Origin of the sequence: Escherichia sp. MOD1-EC5433, assembly GCF_002966005.1 — a bacterium.
Taxonomy (GTDB): Bacteria; Pseudomonadota; Gammaproteobacteria; order Enterobacterales; family Enterobacteriaceae; genus Escherichia; species Escherichia ruysiae.
This window is the reverse complement of sequence record NZ_PTRL01000005.1, coordinates 294,581-312,703: the sequence shown is the minus strand read 5'-3', so window position 1 is coordinate 312,703 and position 18,123 is coordinate 294,581. Positions and strand designations below refer to the sequence as shown.

15 protein-coding genes and 2 pseudogenes are annotated in these 18,123 nt (G+C 48.9%); 8 read left to right on the top strand and 9 right to left on the bottom strand.

The features are described from left to right. Positions 1 to 161: 161 nt before the first annotated feature. The 3 genes from C3D30_RS13245 to C3D30_RS13235 are packed head-to-tail and all read right to left on the bottom strand — an operon-like array spanning position 162 to position 3,314. Positions 162 to 485, bottom strand: a complete 324-nt coding sequence (locus C3D30_RS13245; protein ID WP_000831644.1) for a YdbL family probable chaperone protein — start codon at positions 483 to 485, stop codon at positions 162 to 164. Positions 486 to 492: 7 nt separating this feature from the next. Continuing rightward, a complete protein-coding gene (locus tag C3D30_RS13240; RefSeq protein WP_000706311.1) occupies positions 493 to 678 on the bottom strand; it encodes a YnbE family lipoprotein in 186 nt (61 codons plus the stop codon). Further along, positions 675 to 3,314: a YdbH family protein gene (locus C3D30_RS13235; RefSeq protein WP_105286972.1), complete on the bottom strand. Its 2,640-nt coding sequence runs from the start codon at positions 3,312 to 3,314 to the stop codon at positions 675 to 677. Before C3D30_RS13235 ends, C3D30_RS13240 begins: the two co-directional genes overlap by 4 nt. A gap of 207 nt (positions 3,315 to 3,521) precedes the next feature. On the opposite strand from C3D30_RS13235, the gene ldhA reads away from it, so the two are divergent. Beyond that, entirely contained in the window at positions 3,522 to 4,511 is a 990-nt protein-coding gene (gene ldhA, locus C3D30_RS13230) for a D-lactate dehydrogenase (RefSeq protein WP_000762228.1), read from the top strand. Positions 4,512 to 4,667: 156 nt separating this feature from the next. Continuing rightward, a complete protein-coding gene (gene hslJ, locus C3D30_RS13225; protein WP_105286971.1) occupies positions 4,668 to 5,090 on the top strand; it encodes a heat shock protein HslJ in 423 nt (140 codons plus the stop codon). Here the strand turns inward: hslJ and C3D30_RS13220 are convergent. Next, the gene (locus C3D30_RS13220; protein WP_001203005.1) at positions 5,087 to 5,353 is read right to left on the bottom strand and encodes a putative hemolysin; all 267 of its coding nucleotides are present in this window, start codon (positions 5,351 to 5,353) and stop codon (positions 5,087 to 5,089) included. The genes hslJ and C3D30_RS13220 overlap by 4 nt on opposite strands. A gap of 273 nt (positions 5,354 to 5,626) precedes the next feature. Here C3D30_RS13220 and nifJ point away from each other — a divergent pair, with 273 nt between their 5' ends. The 4 genes from nifJ (at position 5,627) to ttcA (ending at position 12,340) form a co-directional block, all read left to right on the top strand. Continuing rightward, positions 5,627 to 9,151: a pyruvate:ferredoxin (flavodoxin) oxidoreductase gene (nifJ, locus tag C3D30_RS13215; protein WP_105286970.1), complete on the top strand. Its 3,525-nt coding sequence runs from the start codon at positions 5,627 to 5,629 to the stop codon at positions 9,149 to 9,151. Between the two features lie 368 nt (positions 9,152 to 9,519). After that, positions 9,520 to 10,653: a porin OmpN gene (ompN, locus tag C3D30_RS13210; protein ID WP_105286969.1), complete on the top strand. Its 1,134-nt coding sequence runs from the start codon at positions 9,520 to 9,522 to the stop codon at positions 10,651 to 10,653. A gap of 140 nt (positions 10,654 to 10,793) precedes the next feature. Beyond that, positions 10,794 to 11,228 carry a universal stress protein UspF gene (gene uspF / locus C3D30_RS13205; protein ID WP_001082294.1) on the top strand — a complete coding sequence of 145 codons (435 nt, stop codon included), beginning with the start codon at positions 10,794 to 10,796 and terminating at the stop codon, positions 11,226 to 11,228. Positions 11,229 to 11,404: 176 nt separating this feature from the next. Beyond that, on the top strand, positions 11,405 to 12,340 hold the full coding sequence (ttcA, locus tag C3D30_RS13200) for a tRNA 2-thiocytidine(32) synthetase TtcA (RefSeq protein ID WP_000081414.1): 936 nt from the start codon (positions 11,405 to 11,407) through the stop codon (positions 12,338 to 12,340). A 94-nt stretch (positions 12,341 to 12,434) separates the two neighbouring features. Here the strand turns inward: ttcA and dbpA are convergent, their stop codons facing one another. From dbpA to zntB, 3 genes are all read right to left on the bottom strand, one after another. Next, positions 12,435 to 13,808 (bottom strand): ATP-dependent RNA helicase DbpA, encoded by a 1,374-nt coding sequence (gene dbpA, locus C3D30_RS13195; protein ID WP_105286968.1) that lies wholly within the window; start codon positions 13,806 to 13,808, stop codon positions 12,435 to 12,437. Positions 13,809 to 13,837: 29 nt separating this feature from the next. Then, a complete protein-coding gene (ynaL, locus tag C3D30_RS20490; protein WP_105286967.1) occupies positions 13,838 to 13,999 on the bottom strand; it encodes a proline-rich small protein YnaL in 162 nt (53 codons plus the stop codon). A 274-nt stretch (positions 14,000 to 14,273) separates the two neighbouring features. Beyond that, a complete protein-coding gene (gene zntB / locus C3D30_RS13185; RefSeq protein WP_016158374.1) occupies positions 14,274 to 15,257 on the bottom strand; it encodes a zinc transporter ZntB in 984 nt (327 codons plus the stop codon). Between the two features lie 257 nt (positions 15,258 to 15,514). Here zntB and C3D30_RS13180 point away from each other — a divergent pair, with 257 nt between their 5' ends. Next, entirely contained in the window at positions 15,515 to 16,747 is a 1,233-nt protein-coding gene (locus C3D30_RS13180; protein WP_105286966.1) for a sensor domain-containing diguanylate cyclase, read from the top strand. Positions 16,748 to 16,767: 20 nt separating this feature from the next. Here the strand turns inward: C3D30_RS13180 and smrA are convergent, their stop codons facing one another. Together smrA and C3D30_RS20620 are read right to left on the bottom strand one after the other, a co-directional pair. Next, a complete protein-coding gene (smrA, locus tag C3D30_RS13175; protein WP_076486936.1) occupies positions 16,768 to 17,331 on the bottom strand; it encodes a DNA endonuclease SmrA in 564 nt (187 codons plus the stop codon). 442 nt (positions 17,332 to 17,773) lie between these two features. After that, positions 17,774 to 17,905, bottom strand: a pseudogene (locus C3D30_RS20620) (LysR family transcriptional regulator); the annotation flags it as partial. On the opposite strand from C3D30_RS20620, the pseudogene C3D30_RS20870 reads away from it, so the two are divergent. Beyond that, positions 17,892 to 18,113 (top strand): annotated as a pseudogene (locus C3D30_RS20870) (p-aminobenzoyl-glutamate transporter); the annotation flags it as partial. The pseudogenes C3D30_RS20620 and C3D30_RS20870 sit on opposite strands and share 14 nt — an antisense overlap. Between the last annotated feature and the right edge of the window lie 10 nt (positions 18,114 to 18,123).

Sequence of the window (18,123 nt, the reverse complement as noted above, 5' to 3'; positions counted from 1 at the left end):
AAATAAAATATTAAATTTTATCTATTTTGATGATGAGTTGAAATTATTTACCGCTATAACAAGAGGATATATAAGAAATGTTAATAACAATGACTTACACTCTAATAATGCTCAGTATTATAAAATAATGCCAATATAGATATTTTGTTTCTAATAGTGATTTATTTTCGCAACCATTTACCATTAATCCCCTGCACATATTCACCCGGCTTCGCGCGAGCGACAAGTTTTTGCCCTGCCAGTTTCGCTATCTCATCTGTGGATACATTATTCTGCTTTGCCAGTTGCTGGTAACTACGATTACGAGCTTCATTAATATCTCTTACCAATGCCTGTGTTTCGGCATCCGTTTCCAGCGCCACCAGGTAACCGTTAAGCGTTTCACCGACCCGCCCCTGACTTCTGGCTTCATTCAGGGTCAATGCCATCGCACTGCTGCTCATCAGGCCAATAATCCACACCATTATGAGTAATGTTCTTTTCATCATTACCTCAAAAAAGATCGCTACGGGTTTTAAGCAGGTCTTCAACATCTTTGTCCGCTTTGATGATGATCTCATGCTCAATTTTAACGTTCATATTAATGGTGATTGGCTCCTTCGGCGCAGCCACCTCTATGCGCGGAGTGCAACCAACCAACATAAAAGAAGACGCGAGCGCGGCTATCACTATTTTCATTGTTTTTCCTCACATTCTTTTCCTGACGGGCAGCCATTTTCCGGGATACGGGCATTCTGTTCCAGCCACGCCTGGAGATTATCGCCAAAGCGTAAACTGCGCCATAACGTAAAAATATTCTCTTCGTGACTGTAATTAAGATTCACAGTGCCTGTTTTGCCATCAACCCGACTATTACCGCTGATCGTTGCCTGCATGGTTAATACACCGAGATTATCTAAATTAATTTTTGTCGATGAACGGCTAATTTCCATATAGCGCAACCAGTTGATAGCGGTTCCGGCGGTCATATTGTCTTTTGCTACTGCATCCGCCGTGTCTTTATCCAGACGTAAAGTCATGGGGCCTGAGTTTGCCAGCCAACCATCTTTTACAATCCATTTTTCATTATTCAGCCATAATGGCAAAGCACCACTAAATGCCCCTGACATAGCGAATTGTTTCGGGTTGACGGCGCTAATCAGTTCACTGGATGAGAGATTATTCAGGCGCAATAGCGCCGGATCGTGCTGCGGCATACGTAATTGTTTCATCAGCACGTTACCGCCTAAAACATCAACACTCACATTGGTCAGTAGCAAGGGTTCGTCTTCGGTCCACGGATAACGCCCCTGAAGATCGGCAGTGATATTTTTTGCCGTCACAAGGTTAACCACTTCAGCAATACGTAATGATACAGGTCGCCGCGTCCCCAGGTGCCACGCACCGTCGCCAAAACGGAACGGTAGTACAAAGTCGACGCCGTTGACCTGGTTATCAGGCATCCAGGCGCTGCCACCTTTTAATACGCCATGCCCCCCCGCACGGAAGCCTTGATCAGGCGCAGCGGAAAAGGCTACCTGAGCATACAGCTCGCCATCGCGTAGGTTCATCTTCCAGTCAGGTGGCACCAGCGGCTGAAATACAGTGAGTGATTGTTTAGGCCACCAGGCGTTACCGCGCAGACGAATACCGTCCCAGCGGCCATTTACCCGTACCGGACCAATCTCGCCAGCATGTAAATCGCCTTTGAAGAGGAAATAAGTTGGTTCGCGCCCTTTAACACTAAATTTTAAGGTTGATGGCGGTAACACGCTGCCCCCCGTGAAAAGCGTTTGCCCTGCATCCAGCGAAAGCGCACCACTAAAAGACGGATTCTGAGCGTCGCGTACCCAGACAACGGGTTTATCAAGAATTAAGCGCGGCGTTTCCACCGTCATTGTGCCATATTGCAACTGGTCGAAACCGGTCGAAAGATCGGTAAGCGTAATCGTGCTGTCATGCCACTCACCTTTTCCTGCGACATCCCAGTTGGCATTCATCGGGGTAAAACTGCCTTTTCCCCAGTAACGCCACTGCCAGCGTCCTGCATCAGGGAGAAAATCGTTCGCCTGCCCATCCATATGCAGCACAAAGTCGCCCAGTTCATTTTCATGTGCCTGCAAAATAGCCTGCAAGCGCCCGTCAACACCACGTTGAGTGACTTTTACCCCCGCTAAAGGCCAGCGGATTTCATCGATGTCCAGTGAATCGATGACTCTCCCCTTTGAACGTAATAACGCGCCAGGCTCAAAGGCCAGCGTTGGGTCAGTCAGACTTCCGCTTAGCTGTGCCGGTAAACGGGCATATAAAATAAGATCCGCCTGTTTCGCTTCACCGGTCAGCTGCAGTGGCATCTGACTGTTATCCATGCTTAATTTTCCTGGGCCAAAATTAAGCACCGCATTGCCCTTACCCGCTTTTCCCTGGGTCAGCACACTCAGCCGACCACTGACTAATGCGTTCTCAAGCCCGGCCTGCCAGTTATCGACTTTGACACCCAACCGTCCACTAAGGGGAAAACCTGCATACGGCCAGCTCCAGCGACCATCACTTACCGTCAATTGCTGACGTGTAATTTCCCATGGTAAATCGAGCAATGGATCGCCGTTATCTCGTGCCATCACAATCAATTGCCCGCTATTTTCCTGCCACTCAAGTTCGGCATCCACCAGCGACGGTTCCTGCGGCAAATTCAACGTCGCAGTAGCATGGCCACTTACAGGAAGCCCATCCGGCACTAGCGGCAGGGTAAATTCTCCCACCAGTTTTACCGGCGGCTGATTTTCGAACGCGGCGACATCCAGCTCGCTGACTGTAAGTTGTTGCCCTTTAAGCTGGCCTTGAAATTTAACTTTTTCGCCCTGATAACGCAGTTGCTGGATATCAGAGGTTAACGCGAGAGAGAGTTTTCCCTGCCATTCCTGCCAGGGAGAAAAGATCAGTTTATCAATATTGATCCAGGTGTTAGGCAACATGGCTTGCCACTGCGCGAGGGTCTTCGGCGCGGCTGGAGAGGGTTCTTCCTGTGGTAATTTAGCCAGGCAATTAGAGTCAAGTTCTACGGCACCGACATTCAATAACCAGCGGCTGGGATGTGAAAGACTGGCGTTGGTGATATGTGCAAGCTGACAATCTCCCACCAGATAACGGAGATCGGGAATGATTAAACCTTTACGCGTAATGCGTGGGCTTTCATCTAATGCAATACGTGTACCGAGCGGTAGCCAGATGCCCGCCAGCGTGGGCACCCACAATCCGAGCGTCATCAGCAACGTCAACGGCACAAGAATAATCAGTAATAGCAGCGCGAGAACAGCTTTATATTTACCCAACATGGGTAGTTAATATCCTGATTTAGCGAAAAATTAAGCATTCAATACGGGTATTGTGGCATGTTTAACCGTTCAGTTGAAGGTTGCGCCTACACTAAGCATAGTTGTTAATGAATTTTTCAATATGGCTATAGCTTTCAATTATATTTTATATTTTGTAAAATATTTTTAGTAGCTTAAGCGTGATTCAACATCACTGGAGAAAGTCTTATGAAACTCGCCGTATATAGCACAAAACAGTACGACAAGAAGTACCTGCAACAGGTTAACGAGTCCTTTGGCTTTGAGCTGGAATTTTTTGACTTTCTGCTGACGGAAAAAACCGCCAAAACCGCCAATGGCTGCGAAGCGGTATGTATTTTCGTAAACGATGACGGCAGCCGCCCGGTGCTGGAAGAGCTGAAAAAGCACGGCGTTAAATATATCGCCCTGCGCTGTGCCGGTTTCAATAACGTCGATCTTGATGCGGCAAAAGAACTTGGGCTGAAAGTAGTCCGTGTTCCAGCCTACGATCCGGAAGCCGTCGCTGAACACGCTATCGGTATGATGATGACGCTGAACCGCCGTATTCACCGCGCGTATCAGCGTACCCGTGACGCCAACTTTTCTCTGGAAGGTCTGACTGGCTTTACCATGTATGGCAAAACAGCGGGCGTTATCGGCACCGGTAAGATCGGTGTGGCGATGCTGCGCATTCTGAAAGGTTTTGGTATGCGTCTGCTTGCGTTCGATCCGTACCCAAGTGCGGCGGCGCTGGAGCTCGGTGTGGAGTATGTCGATCTGCCGACCCTGTTCTCTGAATCAGACGTTATCTCCCTGCACTGCCCACTAACGCCGGAGAACTACCACCTGCTGAATGAGGCGGCGTTTGATCAGATGAAAAACGGCGTAATGATCGTCAACACCAGTCGTGGCGCATTGATTGATTCCCAGGCGGCAATTGAAGCTCTGAAAAACCAGAAAATTGGCTCGCTGGGGATGGACGTGTATGAAAACGAACGCGATCTGTTCTTTGAAGATAAATCCAACGACGTGATCCAGGATGACGTGTTCCGTCGTCTGTCTGCCTGCCATAACGTGCTGTTTACCGGACACCAGGCATTCCTGACGGCAGAAGCTCTGACCAGTATTTCCCAGACCACGCTGCAAAACTTAAGCAATCTGGAAAAAGGCGAATCCTGCCCGAACGAACTGGTTTAATCCTGCTGCTCCCCTGCAAACCAGGGGAGCTTATTCAGATAATCCCCAAAGATCTTTCATCCACTATTCTTAAAATATATTTTGTAGGACGGGTAAGGCGCGTCGCGTTGCATTCGGCAGTCAGCACCTGATTTATACCTTAAGTTGAGAACCAAAATGAAGAAAGTAGCCACGCTTGTTGCGTTAAGCCTGCTGATGGCGGGATGTGTAAGTAATGACAAAATTGCTGTGACGCCAGAACAATTACAGCATCACCGCTTTGTGCTGGAAAGTGTCAACGGTCAACCTGTTACCAGCGATAAAAACCCGCCAGAAATCAGCTTTGGTGAAAAGATGATGATTTCTGGCAACATGTGCAACCGCTTTAGCGGCGAGGGTAAACTTTCTGGCGGTGAACTGAAAGTTAAAGGACGGGCAATGACCCGCATGATGTGTGCCAACCCACAGCTTAACGAACTCGATCACACCATCAGCGAAATGCTGAAAGAAGGTGCGCAGGTAGATCTGACCGCCAACCAGTTGACGCTGGCAACCGCGAAACAGACATTAACTTATAAACTGGCAGATTTAATGAATTAATAGCTGCCACAGCTTCCGGCGGCAAGTGACTGTTCGCTACAGCGTTTGCCGTTGGGTAATGCACACATTCCAATAGCCGTTCCGTCAAGTTGACGGGCAACGGATAGCGAACCACCAATCATCGCGCAATTTGCTTCACCGCTACTGGACATGGACGCTTTTAAACCAGGCGCCACATGCGCCGCAGTTGCCTGCTGAACTGGTTCACTACTACACGCCGATAACAATAAAGCGGCACACCCGACCCACAACACTGCTCGCATCTTTACTTCCTCTAATCTTTAAACCAAACGACACAGCCGTAAATAATAGGCAGCACAGACGACTACGTCGAGAACAACTATGTGTGTTGCAACGCATTGTTACTTTTTTATGGCTATTTTTTTGTCCACTGTTTGATCAAAACATTCATTACGCTGATATGGGGGACACAAAAGCGAAAATGCAACAGAAAGCCATTTGCTAAAATTGAGAGATAACTACTGGGCACGCAGCTTTTTCGTGTGCCCCTCATTTGCGCAATGTAAGGGTGTCGTATGATCACAATTGATGGTAATGGCGCGGTAGCTTCGGTGGCATTTCGCACCAGTGAAGTTATCGCCATCTACCCTATTACCCCAAGTTCCACGATGGCGGAACAGGCCGATGCATGGGCCGGAAACGGCTTGAAAAACGTGTGGGGAGATACGCCCCGCGTGGTTGAAATGCAGTCAGAAGCTGGTGCTATCGCGACTGTGCACGGCGCTTTGCAAACGGGTGCTCTCTCGACATCATTTACATCATCGCAGGGTTTACTGCTGATGATTCCGACGTTGTACAAACTGGCGGGCGAACTGACGCCGTTTGTACTGCATGTAGCAGCGCGTACCGTCGCTACTCATGCGCTCTCTATTTTTGGCGATCATTCAGACGTGATGGCCGTGCGCCAAACCGGTTGCGCCATGTTGTGTGCAGCAAACGTTCAGGAAGCGCAGGACTTCGCTCTCATTTCACATATCGCAACACTAAAAAGCCGTGTGCCGTTTATTCATTTTTTTGATGGTTTCCGCACGTCCCACGAGATCAACAAAATCGTTCCACTGGCTGACGACACGATTCTTGAACTGATGCCGCAGGCAGAAATTGATGCCCACCGCGCCCGCGCGCTGAACCCGGAACATCCGGTAATTCGCGGCACCTCGGCTAACCCGGACACCTACTTCCAGTCACGTGAAGCCACCAACCCGTGGTACAACGCAGTTTACGACCATGTTGAACAGGCGATGAATGATTTCGCCGCCGCTACGGGTCGTCAGTATCAGCCTTTTGAATACTACGGGCATCCACAAGCAGAACGGGTGATTATCCTGATGGGATCTGCCATCGGTACTTGTGAAGAAGTGGTTGATGAGTTACTTACCCGTGGCGAAAAAGTCGGGGTGCTGAAAGTTCGACTATACCGCCCGTTCTCCGCCAAACACTTACTGCAAGCATTGCCAGACTCCGTGCGAACTGTCGCGGTGCTGGATCGTACCAAAGAGCCGGGCGCCCAGGCAGAGCCACTGTATCTGGACGTAATGACCGCGCTGGCGGAAGCCTTTAATAATGGTGAGCGTGAAACACTGCCACGCGTCATTGGCGGGCGCTATGGCTTATCATCCAAAGAGTTTGGCCCGGATTGTGTGCTGGCAGTATTTGCCGAACTTAACGCAGCCAAACCCAAACCCCGTTTTACCGTAGGTATTTACGATGATGTAACCAATCTGTCGCTACCATTGCCAGAAAATACCCTGCCAAACTCCGCGAAGCTGGAAGCCCTGTTTTATGGTCTGGGCAGTGATGGCAGCGTTTCCGCGACTAAAAACAATATCAAGATTATCGGTAACTCCACGCCGTGGTATGCGCAGGGTTATTTTGTTTACGACTCCAAAAAAGCCGGTGGTCTGACAGTTTCTCACCTGCGCGTAAGCGAACATCCCATTCGTTCTGCATATCTGATTCCCCAGGCTGATTTTGTTGGTTGCCACCAGTTGCAGTTTATCGACAAATATCAGATGGCAGAACGTCTGAAACCCGGCGGTATTTTCCTGCTTAACACGCCGTACAGTGCCGATGAAGTCTGGTCGCGGTTGCCGCAAGAAGTGCAGGCGGTGCTGAATCAGAAAAAAGCACGCTTTTATGTCATTAACGCAGCGAAAATCGCGCGTGAATGTGGACTAGCGGCTCGTATTAATACCGTAATGCAGATGGCGTTTTTCCACCTGACACAAATTCTGCCTGGCGACAGCGCCCTGGCTGAATTGCAGGGCGCGATTGCCAAAAGCTACAGCAGCAAAGGCCAGGATCTGGTGGAGCGCAACTGGCAGGCACTGGCGCTGGCGCGAGAATCCGTGGAAGAAGTCCCGTTACAGCCGGTCAATCCACATAGTGCAAATCGTCCGCCGGTGGTTTCCGATGCTGCACCTGATTTCGTTAAAACCGTTACCGCTGCGATGCTCGCCGGACTTGGCGATGCCCTCCCCGTTTCGGCGCTACCGCCAGACGGCACATGGCCAATGGGAACCTCTCGCTGGGAAAAACGCAATATCGCCGAAGAGATCCCCATCTGGAAAGAGGAACTCTGTACCCAATGTAACCACTGCGTCGCTGCTTGCCCGCACTCCGCTATTCGCGCAAAAGTGGTGCCACCCGAAGCAATGGAAAACGCCCCTGCCAGCCTGCATTCGCTGGATGTCAAATCGCGCGATATGCGCGGGCAGAAATATGTGTTGCAGGTCGCACCGGAAGATTGCACCGGTTGTAACCTGTGCGTCGAAGTTTGCCCGGCGAAAGACCGTCAGAATCCAGAGATTAAAGCCATCAATATGATGTCGCGCCTGGAACATGTCGAAGAAGAGAAAATCAATTACGACTTCTTCCTGAACTTACCAGAAATCGACCGCAGCAAACTGGAACGTATTGATATTCGGACTTCGCAGTTAATCACACCGCTGTTTGAATATTCTGGTGCTTGTTCCGGTTGTGGCGAAACGCCATATATCAAATTGCTTACTCAGCTCTATGGCGACCGGATGTTAATCGCTAACGCCACGGGCTGTTCGTCAATTTACGGCGGTAACCTGCCATCCACACCGTATACCACTGATGCCAATGGTCGAGGTCCTGCCTGGGCGAATTCACTGTTTGAAGATAACGCCGAATTTGGCCTGGGCTTCCGCCTGACAGTCGATCAGCATCGTGTCCGCGTGCTGCGTCTGCTGGATCAGTTTGCCGATAAAATCCCGGCGGAGTTACTGGCAGCGTTGAAATCAGACGCCACGCCAGACGTTCGTCGCGAACAGGTTGCCACGCTGCGCCAGCATCTCAAAGATGTGAGTGAAGCTCATGAACTGCTACGCGACGCTGATGCGTTGGTGGAAAAATCAATCTGGCTGATAGGTGGCGACGGCTGGGCTTACGATATCGGCTTCGGTGGTCTGGATCATGTATTGAGCCTGACGGAAAACGTCAACATTCTGGTACTGGATACGCAATGCTACTCCAATACCGGCGGTCAGGCGTCTAAAGCAACGCCGCTTGGCGCGGTGACTAAGTTTGGCGAACACGGCAAACGCAAAGCGCGTAAAGATCTCGGCGTCAGTATGATGATGTACGGTCATGTTTATGTGGCGCAGATTTCTCTCGGCGCGCAGTTGAACCAGACGGTAAAAGCGATTCAGGAAGCGGAAGCCTATCCGGGGCCGTCGCTGATCATTGCTTACAGCCCGTGTGAAGAGCATGGTTATGACCTTGCATTGAGCCACGACCAGATGCGCCAACTCACCGCAACCGGCTTCTGGCCGCTGTATCGCTTTGATCCACGTCGTGCCGATGAAGGCAAACTGCCACTGGCGCTGGATTCTCGTCCGCCATCAGAGGCTCTGGAAGAGACATTGCTCCATGAGCAACGTTTCCGCCGTCTGAATTCGCAACAGCCAGAAGTGGCGGAACAGTTATGGAAAGATGCCGCAGCCGATCTGCAAAAACGCTATGACTTCCTCGCGCAAATGGCAGGAAAAACGGATAAAAGTGGCACCGAGTAGCGTCGTCGGATAAGGATTATCCGGAACGAAAAAAAAAAGCCCGAATGAAAGTTCGGGCTTGTCTTTTTATTTGCTGGGAAAGAAATAACTATAGCAATGACCCAACGATAAATAATATCTGTGACAATAAAGGCATATAACCCACGCAGAATAACGCATCATTTTTTAAAAGTATAATTTTTATTTTGCATGTATAACCATCAAATCATTCACCAAACTAATCATCATTTCCCAGGAATTATTTGATTAAGGTTTTACTTAAGGCGTAACAAATGACATTTATCGGCTAATGGAACTTTTCCTTTAGGATGTTTTCACTTCCCACACGGGGAATGAAAGGCAAATAAAATAACTAAAGGATTTTTTCAATGAAAAGCAAAATACTGGCACTCTTAATCCCTGCCCTGCTCGCCGCAGGTGCTGTACATGCAGCAGAAATTTATAATAAAGACGGCAATAAATTAGATCTTTATGGCAAAGTTGATGGCCTGCATTATTTTTCTGATAGTTCTGCAAAAGATGGCGATCAGAGCTATGCACGTCTTGGATTTAAAGGCGAAACACAAATTAACGATCAACTCACTGGCTATGGTCAGTGGGAATACAATATTCAGGCAAACAATACTGAATCCTCAGAAAATCAATCCTGGACTCGTCTGGCATTCGCCGGATTGAAATTTGCAAATTACGGTTCTTTCGATTACGGACGTAATTACGGTGTAATGTACGACGTAGAGGGCTGGACCGATATGCTGCCAGAATTTGGCGGTGACTCCTACACCAATGCAGACAACTTTATGACTGGTCGTGCTAATGGGGTAGCGACATATCGTAATACTGATTTCTTCGACCTGGTTAATGGTCTGAACTTCGCAGTGCAGTATCAGGGTAATAACGAAGGTGTAAACAACGGTCAGGAAGGCACCAACAACGGACGTGATGTTCGTCATGAAAACGGCGACGGCTGGGGGCTTTCCACAACCTACGATTTAGGTATGGGCTTTAGCGCGGGCGCGGCATACACCTCCTCAGACCGCACCAATGACCAGGTTAACCATACTGCGGCGGGTGGCGATAAAGCCGATGCCTGGACTGCCGGGATTAAATATGATGCTAACAACATTTATCTGGCAACCATGTATTCCGAAACGCGTAATATGACACCATTTGGCAACAGCGATTACGCCGTTGCGAACAAGACCCAGAACTTTGAAGTCACTGCCCAATATCAGTTTGACTTTGGTCTGCGTCCGGCAGTGTCTTTCCTGATGTCTAAAGGGCGTGACCTGAACGCTGCTGGTGGTGCTGATAACCCGGCCGGTGTTGACGATAAAGATCTGGTCAAATACGCCGATGTTGGCGCAACATATTATTTCAACAAAAATATGTCTACCTATGTTGACTATAAAATTAACTTGTTGGATGAAGATGACAGCTTCTACGCCGCCAACGGTATCTCTACCGATGATATTGTCGCTTTAGGTCTGGTTTATCAGTTCTAATCCTGCCTGCCCGCCTCTCTGGCGGGCTTTTTCTACTTATTAAATCCTGCTTAATCTAAATTAAAAATGTGAACTCCGTCATTATACAAAAGACCTCATCTGGCGTTACACTTTATGCGGATACTAAAACAGGAGGTTTTATGAACAGAACGATTCTTGTCCCTATCGATATTTCCGATTCAGAATTAACTCAACGCGTGATTAGCCATGTTGAGGCCGAGGCAAAGATTGATGATGCAGAGGTTCATTTCCTGACGGTAATACCTTCGCTGCCCTACTATGCCTCTCTGGGTTTAGCGTATTCCGCAGAATTACCGGCAATGGATGACCTGAAAGCGGAAGCTAAATCGCAACTGGAAGAGATAATTAAAAAATTCAAGCTGCCGACTGACAGAGTGCATGTTCATGTTGAAGAAGGTTCGCCAAAAGACCGCATTCTGGAAATGGCGAAAAAGATCCCTGCTCATATGATCATCATTGCCTCCCATCGACCGGATATCACCACCTACCTGCTCGGCTCTAACGCCGCCGCCGTCGTGCGTCATGCAGAGTGCTCTGTGCTGGTCGTGCGCTAAAAACTAACGCCCGCACGTCGCTGCGGGCTTTTTGATTCATTTCGCAAATGTGCTGACATTTTCCCCTCTAATCCGTACCATACACGCCACAGTTTTTATATCAGATTTCTTATGCTGGACATTCCGGCATGACGCATACTCTTCTGATGCCATATAACGAATTGAGTTGCTTTTAAATGTCGCAAAATCAAGAAATTAGTAAGAAAGAACAATACAACCTGAACAAATTGCAAAAACGTCTGCGTCGTAACGTAGGCGAAGCCATTGCTGACTTCAATATGATTGAAGATGGCGATCGCATTATGGTTTGCCTCTCCGGGGGTAAAGACAGCTATACCATGCTGGAGATTCTGCGTAATTTGCAGCAAAGTGCGCCAATCAGTTTTTCGCTGGTTGCCGTTAACCTCGACCAGAAACAACCTGGTTTCCCGGAACATGTTCTGCCGGAGTATCTCGAAAAGCTGGGCGTTGAGTACAAGATTGTTGAAGAGAACACTTACGGTATCGTGAAAGAGAAGATTCCTGAGGGCAAAACTACCTGCTCACTGTGCTCTCGTCTGCGTCGCGGTATCCTTTACCGCACCGCAACGGAACTGGGTGCGACGAAGATCGCGCTGGGTCACCATCGTGACGATATCCTGCAAACGTTGTTCCTGAATATGTTCTACGGCGGCAAGATGAAAGGTATGCCGCCGAAGCTGATGAGCGATGATGGCAAGCACATCGTTATTCGCCCGTTGGCCTACTGCCGCGAAAAAGATATTCAACGCTTTGCCGATGCGAAAGCATTCCCGATTATTCCGTGCAACCTGTGCGGTTCACAGCCTAACCTGCAACGTCAGGTGATTGCCGATATGCTGCGTGACTGGGATAAGCGTTATCCGGGGCGAATTGAGACGATGTTCAGCGCGATGCAGAATGTGGTGCCGTCTCATTTGTGCGATACCAGTCTTTTCGATTTCAAAGGCATTACCCACGGTTCCGAAGTGGTTAACGGCGGTGATCTGGCGTTCGATCGCGAAGAGATCCCACTACAGCCTGCGGGCTGGCAGCCTGAAGAAGATGAGAATCAGCTGGATGAATTACGGCTGAATGTGGTTGAAGTGAAATAACCAGGATAGCGCCCGATGCGCAAACTTATCGGGCTACTCTTGCATAGGCCGGATAAGACGCAACCAGCGTCGCATCCGGCAATTCAACATTTCGTTATTTTAATAACCGCACCCGGCACGTTTTCCCTTTAATCTTCCCGCCCTGTAACTGCTTCCATGCCTTATGAGCGACACTCTGACGCACTGCGACATAGACATGCGCCGGATGCACAGCGATTTTGCCAATATCTGCGCCATCAAGACCAATATCGCCCGTCAATGCACCTAACACATCGCCCGGTCGCATTTTGGCTTTTTTCCCGCCATCAATGCACAACGTCGCCATCTCTGCTTCCAGCGGCACAATGGAACTACTGGCTGGCGGCGTTTGCCAGTTAAGTTTTATCTGCAACATGTCAGAAATGATATTGGCGCGCTGTGCTTCTTCCGGGGCACAGAAACTGATCGCCAGTCCGCTATTTCCTGCACGCGCTGTACGCCCGATGCGATGTACATGAACTTCAGGATCCCACGCCAGTTCAAAGTTCACTACCAGCTCAAGAGATTTGATATCCAGACCGCGCGCTGCGACATCGGTCGCTACCAGCACTCGGGCGCTACCGTTAGCAAAACGTACCAGGGTCTGATCGCGGTCACGTTGCTCCAGATCGCCATGTAACGACAATGCACTTTGCCCTACTTCATTCAGCGCGTCACACACAGCCTGACAATCTTTTTTAGTATTACAAAACACAACACAAGACGAGGGTTGATGCAAACTTAATAACCGTTGTAATAACGGAATTTTAGCCTTGCTGGATGTTTCATAAAATTGTTGTTCAATAGGCGGTAAAGCATCTGTCGAATCAATTTCTATCGCCAAAGGATCGCGTTGTACACGACCGCTAATCGCAGCAATTGCGTCTGGCCAGGTCGCCGAAAACAAAAGCGTCTGACGAGAAGCAGGTGCAAAACGGATCACATCATCAATGGCATCACTAAATCCCATATCCAACATGCGGTCGGCTTCATCCATCACCAGCGTATTCAACGCATCCAGCGATACCGTGCCTTTTTGCAGGTGATCGAGCAAACGACCCGGCGTTGCCACGATAATATGCGGCGCATGTTGCAGCGAATCACGCTGAATACCGAACGGCTGACCGCCGCATAAGGTCAAGATTTTAGTATTTGGCAGAAAACGCGCCAACCGACGCAATTCCCCGGCAACCTGATCCGCCAGCTCACGCGTAGGACACAGTACCAAAGCCTGGGTCTGAAACAGCGACGCATCAATCTGCTGTAACAACCCGAGGCCAAATGCCGCCGTTTTGCCGCTGCCGGTTTTCGCCTGCACGCGAACGTCTTTTCCGGTAAGGATCGCAGGAAGCGCGGCGGCCTGCACCGGCGTCATGGTTAAATAACCCAACTCATTAAGGTTAGTGAGCTGGGCGGGAGGCAAAACGTTCAGGGTAGAAAAAGCGGTCACAATCTATTCTCGTGGTCATCGACGCAAAATTAGCAGGCGCGTATCCTCGCAGATCTACGCTCACGATGCGACAATTTAATCGGTTCTTCATCTGGCGGCGGATCGGGCATAGGTTGCGGACGAGGAATCGGATCAGGATCGCCAGGAATCGGTTCAGGGACAGGAATTTGCAAATAAATGAGTGTCGTCATATTTCCCTCCGGTCATTGGGTGGACTCTTAAAGGGTAGACGCTGACAAATAACAGGCAAAAAAAAGCCGACTCATCTAAGTCGGCGTCGTACGAATCAATTGTGCTATGCAGTAATTCAAAAAAGGAAGTAAGACAATATGGAGCGCAACGCCCATCGCTTGACGTTGCATTCACCTGCGAGGAAGATATTGCCCTGAATGGGTAGAGAGTTTATTGACTTCGCTCAAACTTTACGGCGTTTTTGTATACAGGAAGTAGACAAATTTTCTTTTGTTACAACCATTTACTACGATGCAACCATAAAGCAACACCACCAATAAGAACAACTAACAGAATACAAAAAAGCGAAAAGCCGAATTGCCATCCCCCACCAGGAATACCACCAAGGTTGACGCCAAATAATCCCGTTAAAAACGTACTGGGTAAAAAGACCATTGCCATCAAGGACATTGTATACGTGCGACGCGCTAAATTTTCCTGCATGACCTGGGCGATTTCATCTGCCATCACGCCAGTTCGGGCAATACAGGCGTCAATCTCATCCAGACCACGTCCGAGACGATCGGCAATATCCTGCATTCGACGGCGTTGGTCGTCATTCATCCACGGCAGGCGTTCGCTGGCAAGGCGAGCATAAACATCACGTTGCGGCGCCATATAGCGACGCATAACAATTAATTGTTTACGCAGTAGCGCCAGGAAACCGCGCGGAGGAATTTGTTGATCGAGTAGATTATCTTCCAGGTCGATAATTTTATCGTGCAGTTGTTCTATAAACTCACTGGAATGATCGGTCAACGCATCACACACATCCACCAACCAGCCGCCGCAATCGGTCGGACCAGTGCCCTCTTCCAGATCGCTAACCACATCATCCAACGCCAACACTTTACGTTGTCGGGTCGAGACAATTAACCGTCCGTCCATATAAACACGCATGGCCACCAGCTGGTCGGGACGTTCATCAGTACTGCCATTAATGCAGCGCAAAGTAATCAGCGTCCCTTCGCCAAGACGACTGACTCTGGGCCGTGTACTTTCTCCCGCCAGCGCATCGCGCACATTATTTGGCAGCAGTGGTGTCGTCGCCAGCCACTGGGCGCTGTCATGGTGCACATAATTGAGGTGGAGCCAGCAAGGATGCGCTTCATCTATCTCATCTGTATTTTCCAGCGGTTTAACGCCACCTTTGCCATCCAGAATCCAGGCAAATACTGCATCCGGGACATTTACGTCCGCTCCCTTAATCACTTCCACAGTGCCTCCCATCATCAACGGATTATTTTGTAGTCTAGTCTTCTGGTCATGTTACGCAAAATCTCATCACCCCATTACCCTGAAATGATTAATAAAATCCTGTCAAAATTAAATACAGAAAGCAAAATACTTTTCCTTATTTGAAAACGTGTGAAGCGTTAAATAGCGTCTATCATTATCAGAATTATCTGATCATTTGTCGTGGCATTTTTGCGATCAGGTAGCAACAAAAGATTGATAAAAATAACGGGATTTCAATGACTACGCACAACTTCAATGCACTGGACTTATTAACCAGTCCTGTCTGGATCGTTTCACCCTTCGAGGAACAATTAATTTATGCCAATAGTGCTGCGCGACTGTTGATGCAAGAACTCACTTTTAGTCAGCTACGTACCGGCCTCTATTCCATCTCCTCGCAAAACGAACTGCCTAAATACCTTACAGACCTGCATAACCAGCTTGATATTGTAGAAATCCTCACTGTCCAGCGTAATGGTGAAGATACAGCATTAAGCTGTCGGTTGACCCTCAAAGAGATTAATGACATAGAGAAAGTAATTATATTTGAAGGAATGGAAACACCCGCAACTCTGGGTTTAAAAGCCAGCCGCTCTGCGAATTATCAACGTAAAAAACAAGGGTTTTATGCGCGTTTTTTTCTGACTAACTCCGCGCCAATGTTGTTGATAGATCCCTCGCGTGATGGCCAAATCGTCGATGCCAATCTGGCCGCGCTTAATTTCTATGGCTATAACCATGAAACAATGTGTCAGAAACACACCTGGGAAATTAATATGCTTGGGCGTCGCGTTATGCCTGTCATGCATGAAATTTCACGTTTACCCGGCGGGCATAAGCCCCTCAATTTTGTCCATAAACTGGCAGATGGTTCCGTTCGACACGTACAAACTTATGCTGGACCAATTGAGATTTACGGTGACAGGTTAATGTTATGCATCGTACATGATATTACTGAGCAAAAAAGGCTCGAGGAACAGCTGGAACATGCGGCCCACCATGATGCGCTAACGGGATTACTTAACCGTCGACAGTTTTACCACATAACTGAACCAGGACAGATGCAGCACCTGGCAATCGCTCAGGACTACAGTTTGCTGCTCATCGACACCGATCGTTTTAAACATATCAACGATTTATACGGTCATCAGAAAGGGGATGAAGTGTTATACGCACTTGCCCGTACACTCGAAAGCTGCGCCCGCAAAGGTGATTTGGTGTTTCGCTGGGGTGGTGAAGAGTTCGTCTTATTATTGCCCAGAACCCCTCTGGATACTGCACTTTCGTTGGCTGAAACTATCCGCTTGAGCGTGGCAAAAGTGAGCATTTCGGGCTTGCCGCGCTTCACCGTCAGTATTGGCGTGGCGCATAACGAAGGAAATGAAAGTATTGATGAACTGTTTAAACGGGTCGATGATGCGTTGTATCGGGCAAAAAATGATGGACGCAACCGCGTGCTGGCAGCATAAGCCACGGAAGCGTCCCGTGATCAACGGCTGCGTTTAGCGTGGCGCTCCCAGTTTTCCTGCTTCGCCTGCGCCGTTTTACGGAGTGCGACGTAACACGCCCCGCTGCCGCCATGATGCGGTAGCGCGGTACAATATGCCTGAACATCATCAAACTCGGTCAGCCAGCGCGCCACATAGCTGCGAACAATGTTGGCGTGCGATTTATCGTCCCGCCCTTTGCCATGAATAATCAGCACGTTACGCAAACCATCCGCCAATGCCTGTTGAATAAAACTAAACACCATTTTGCGGCACTCTTCCACCGGCTGACGTAGAAGATTCAGGCTGGCCTGCTGCGGATATTTACCGCTGCATAACTTATCCAGCACCCCATGTTGCAGCCCTTCCCGCCGAAACTCCAGCGGCTGGCTTAGCGGGATGATGTCGAGAAATCCAGTGGTAAGGAAATTATCAAGTTGCAGCGTGTCGATACGCTGCGGCGCACGTTGGTTACGCGTTGGATGCCAGTGGACATCTGTAGCGCGCTTCAGTGGCTGGACATCTTCCATGGCGTCAAGAAACAGCGATTTGTCGTCAAGGTTCATGTAACCTCCTATGCACCTTCACACATCTGATATTTGCTGCATCGTTCACTTCGCAGATTGAAACAATACTTTGCTCCATACCTGCTGGTGTCTGCACAGGCGGGGCATTTTATACTAGCCTGGTGACAGTATCGAACAGTTTAGGCCGGGTTTAATTCAGGCATCCGATCAGGGTGATTTATTCATAGCAGGAACTAACAAAAATGCGATGAAGAGCAGAACGCAGATTAGCGATGCATGATTATGCAATCACGAGACGAATGATTTAACTTATATTTTCGTGAAATCTGTCACTGAAGAAAATTGGCAACGGATGGGCAAAACCGTTATAACACTGTCACCGGTCACGAGGAACCCAGGCCGGATTTAAGACGCGGATGCACTGCTGTGTGTACTGTAGAGTCTGGCGGATGTCGACAGGCTCTATTTTTTTATTCATTTTTTAGCTCTGTAAATAACTACATTCTCGCCGGGATTGGGTGATGAATGGCGAGTTCAGTGGTGCCAGGCGGCTATCACGCTGCTGAATCAAATAACAGGTCGCCTTCGGTAAAATTTCGCTGACTGGAATTATTCCAGCCTCGAGCCAGGTGATGGATTACCCCCATTTATTCAGGCAGAAAAATCGCTTTATGCTACCAGATCGCGACAAACCAGACGCGAAACCAGGTACTTACTCTTTGTTAGTCTTAATCTTTTTGGTGGTATAGCTGCTAATGTTGCTGGCGTGGTATCTTATCGGTCAGCCTATTGGTTCGGGGATTTACCCACGTTTGTCTTAAGAGAGAACGG